General features: G+C 66.3%; 4 protein-coding genes. All 4 read left to right on the top strand.

The window, feature by feature from the left end; translation table 11 throughout:
• A partial coding sequence (locus EOA60_RS22590) for a flagellin (protein ID WP_128311925.1) occupies nucleotides 1–747 on the top strand: 747 nt, incomplete at its 5' end.
• Between the two features lie 179 nt (nucleotides 748–926).
• Nucleotides 927–2,585, top strand: coding sequence for a flagellar basal-body MS-ring/collar protein FliF (gene fliF / locus EOA60_RS22585; protein WP_095823391.1), 1,659 nt, complete (start codon nucleotides 927–929; stop codon nucleotides 2,583–2,585).
• A 3-nt stretch (nucleotides 2,586–2,588) separates the two neighbouring features.
• Nucleotides 2,589–3,215 (top strand): hypothetical protein, encoded by a 627-nt coding sequence (locus EOA60_RS22580; protein WP_095823392.1) that lies wholly within the window; start codon nucleotides 2,589–2,591, stop codon nucleotides 3,213–3,215.
• Nucleotides 3,212–3,925, top strand: a 714-nt coding sequence (locus EOA60_RS22575; RefSeq protein WP_281060763.1) for a flagellar motor protein MotB, incomplete at its 3' end; no start/stop codon positions are given. The genes EOA60_RS22580 and EOA60_RS22575, both read left to right, overlap by 4 nt.

Below are 3,925 nucleotides of genomic sequence, written 5' to 3'. Positions count from 1 at the left end.
TGGTCGATCGCCACCGCGATGCGGTCCGACAACAAGGCGCTCTCGGCCGTCCAGGACGCGCTCGGCCTCGGCGCCGGCAAGGTCGACACAGCTTACACCGCCATCACCGACATCAAGGACCAGGTCGACGCGATCAAGGCCAAGCTGGTCACCGCGCGTGGCGCCAGTCAGGACAACCAGCAGAAGATCGCGACCGAAATCAAGGCCATCCAGGACCAGATCAGGTCGTCGGTCACCAATGCCAGCTATGCCGGTTCGAACCTGCTGCAGAATGACGGCACGGCCGCCTCGGATCTGCATGTCGTGGCTTCGTACAACCGCACCGGCACGACCGTCTCCATCGACACCATCGACGTGGCAGCGACCGACACGCAGGTTCTCGACACCGCCGGCACGGGCGGCATCGTCGGCGGGCTGCTTGCGACGACCTTCTTCGATCCAAGTGCCGCGGCCGTTTCCGACACCGCCGTCGACACCGCGCTCGACAGCGTTGAAACCGCGCTTGCCAAGCTCTCCACCGGCGCTGCCTACCTTGGCGCCGCCAAGTCGCGCATCGACACCCAGCAGAGCTTCCTGTCGAACCTGTCCGATTCGATCGACAAGGGCGTCGGTGCCCTCGTCGATGCCGACATGAACAAGGAATCGACCCGCCTGCAGGCGCTCCAGGTGCAACAGCAGCTCGGCATCCAGGCGCTGTCGATCGCCAACGGCAACTCGCAGTCGATCCTGGCCTTGTTCAAGAGCTGATATTTCCGCTGAGGCAACCCCTCCATCGCAAGGCCGCGTCTCGGGCGCGGCCTTTTTCTTGCGCGTCGGACTGCTGCCTCCGGGCCGTTCGGGCCTCGATGGCCGCATGCGCTATCATCCTCGCACAAGCTTCGCGGTCTAGTCTTCCGGCGGAAAGTCATGCTGGGAGCGGTTGAATCGTGCCGGAACAGATCCAGAGCCTCATCGCGAACCTCCGCGGCTTCGGCGTCAGGCGTCTCGCTCTCATGGGCGGCATCGCCGCGCTGGTCATGGCCGTCATCGGCGTCGGCTCGGTCTATCTCAACCGTCCGGCCTACGAGACGCTCTATGTCGGGCTCGACCGCAGCGACGTGAACCAGATCGGCCTGGTGCTGGGCGAGGCCGGCATCGGCTTCGATGTCGGCGCCGACGGAACATCGGTGCTGGTGCCGGCCGGCACCACCGCGCAGGCGCGCATGCTGCTGGCCGAAAAGGGCCTGCCGACCAGCGCCAACGCTGGCTACGAGCTGTTCGACAATGTCGGCTCGCTCGGCCTCACCTCGTTCATGCAGCAGATCACCCGCGTGCGTGCGCTGGAAGGCGAGATCGCGCGCACCATCCAGTCGATCGCCGGCGTCAAGGCGGCGCGCGTACACATCGTCATGTCCGAGCGCGCCAATTTCCGCCGCGACGAGCAGCAGCCCTCGGCCTCGGTGGTCATCCGTTATGCCGGCGTCGATGCCGAAAAGAGCGCCCAGTCGATCCGCCACCTCGTCGCCGCAGCGGTTCCCGGCCTGTCGGCCGACAAGGTGACCGTGCTCGATTCCAACGGCAATCTGCTCGCCGCCGGCGACGACACTTCCAACACAAGCGCGGCCCGCACGCTCGGCGTCGAGCAGACGGTCGAGGCGCAGATCGGCGACAACATCCGCCGCGCGCTGACGCCTTATCTCGGCCCCGACAATTTCCGCGCCAGCGTCAAGGCCGACGTCAATACCGACACCCGCCAGACCGAAGAAACGATCTTCGATCCCGAATCCCGCGTCGAGCGTTCGGTGCAGTCGGTGCGCACCAACGAGGCCAGCAACCAGAAGCAGGCCTCGAACCCGACGAGCGTCGAGCAGAACCTGCCCGAGACGCAGACGACCACGACTGAAGGGCCGCAGTCCTCCTCGCAGAACGACCGCAAGGAGGAGATCACCAACTACGAGATCAACTCCAAGAAGATCGCTACCGTTTCCAACGGCTACTCGGTGACCAAGATGTCGATCGCCGTCGTCGTCAACCAGGATCGGCTGAAGACCATCCTCGGCAAGGACGCCACCCCCGAGCAGATTGCCAAGCGCGTCGCCGATATCCAGAAGATGGTGGCCTCCGCCACTGGCTTTGAGGAGAAGCGCGGCGACGTCATCGATGTCTCGGCGGTCGAGTTCATCGACGGGCTGGACGGTGAGCCGATTGACCAGCCGGGCATCCTCGCCTCGATCGGCACATACACCGGCACGCTGATCAATGCCGGCGCCTTTATCGTCGTCGTGTTCCTGGTCGCCTTCTTCGGCCTGCGGCCGATGGCGGCCGCGCTGACGGCGTCGGCCAAGCCCGCGGCCCTCGCCGGCCCGAGCTTCGACGATGTCCAGCGCTCGCTGCCGACCCCCGACGCGCCGGTGGCCGCAATCGCAGCCGACACGGCCGTCGGCGCGCTGCCGGGCGCCCGGCCGGGCGCCACTCCGCTCGACGACCTGCGCCAGAAGATCAGGCCTGCGCCGCAGGAACGGCTAGCACGCATGGTCGACCTCAACGAGGAACGCACCGCCCAGATCCTGCGCAAATGGGCCGCCGCCCCGGAAGCCGCGGGTTAAGCCATGGCTTCGGCGGCCCTTTTCGATCTCCTGCCCGATTTCGGTTCGCGCGCCCCGCGCGCCGGCCAGGTACCGTCAGCGCCTGACATCGAGCGCAAGCCAGACATATCGCCACCGCAGGCCGACATCGGCGCGCTGATCGCCGAGGCGGTGGCCGATGCAGAAGCAGCACTCGGGGCGCGGCTCGCGGCCGCCCACGAGGCGGCCCTCGAGGCCGAACGCCAGGCCAATGACGATGCGGCAAAGGCGTTCCTCAAAAGCTTCGGCGGCGATCTGGGGGCGGCGGTCGCGACACGGATCGATGCCATGGAAGCGCGCGTGGCCGAGCTCACCGCCGCCACCGTCGCCCGTATCATCGGCGGCGTGGTCAGCGATGATCTGCAGGAGCGCTCGATCGAAGCTCTTGCCCGTACCGTAAGCGCCGCGATTGCCGACAGTGAGGCGGTGCGTATCGGCGTGCGCGGGCCGCTGTCGCTGTTCGAGCCGCTGAAGGCGTCGCTTGGAGATCGCGCGGCCAATCTCGATTTCACCGAGGCCGCCGGCTTCGACCTGACCGTGACCATCGATGAAACCGTCTTCGAGACGCGCATCGCCGAATGGTCGGCTTCCCTGTCGGAGGTCCTATCATGAGCGCCATCGACCACGGCGAGGCCAGGCACGAGATCATCATCGTCAAGCGGAACCACGACGGTCATGACGACGGCCATCATGGCGGCGTCTGGAAGATCGCCTTTGCCGACTTCATGACCGCCATGATGTGCTTCTTTCTCGTCATGTGGCTGATCAACGCCGCCAACGAGCAGACCAAGGCGGCGGTCGCCAGCTATTTCAACCCGGTCGAGCTGATCGATCGCAATTCCAGCCGCAAGGGCCTGGAAGACCTTGGCGACGGCCCGAGCAAGGTTGGCCTCACCGCCGACAATCCGCAGGATGGCGCGAGCAAGGCCGGCGAGGACGGCAAGGGCGGCGCCGGCTCCTCCGACCGCAGGCAGACGAAGGAGGCCTCGCAGAAATCCGATCTCTCTGACGAGCATTTGTTTGCCGATCCCTATGCCGTGCTGTCGGAGATCGCTACCGATACCGGCGTGATGCAGAATGTCAGCGCCAAGGGTGAAGGCGGCGCTCAGAACGCCGGTCCGGCGACCGGCGCTTCCGGCGGCGAATCCTATCGCGATCCTTTCGCGCCGGACTTCTGGTCGCAGCAGGTTGCGACACCCGGCGCCGAGGCCAGCGCCGAACGCAGGAGGATCGAAGGCGATCCGGCCAGGCCCGGCGAGATGGTCGCCGAGACCGATGTTCCGAAAGTCAAGGCCGTTCCGCCGGCACCGCCGCAGTTGGAT

Origin of the sequence: Mesorhizobium sp. M1A.F.Ca.IN.020.06.1.1, assembly GCF_004023265.1 — a bacterium.
GTDB lineage: Bacteria > Pseudomonadota > Alphaproteobacteria > Rhizobiales > Rhizobiaceae > Mesorhizobium.
The sequence above is the reverse complement of the archived record's forward strand: the minus strand, read 5'-3'. Positions and strand labels throughout refer to the sequence as shown.

Excerpts from the sequence above, each read along its gene's own strand:
- EOA60_RS22580 (WP_095823392.1), top strand. The coding sequence starts at position 2,589 with ATGGCTTCGGCGGCCCTTTTCGATCTCCTGCCCGATTTCGGTTCGCGC.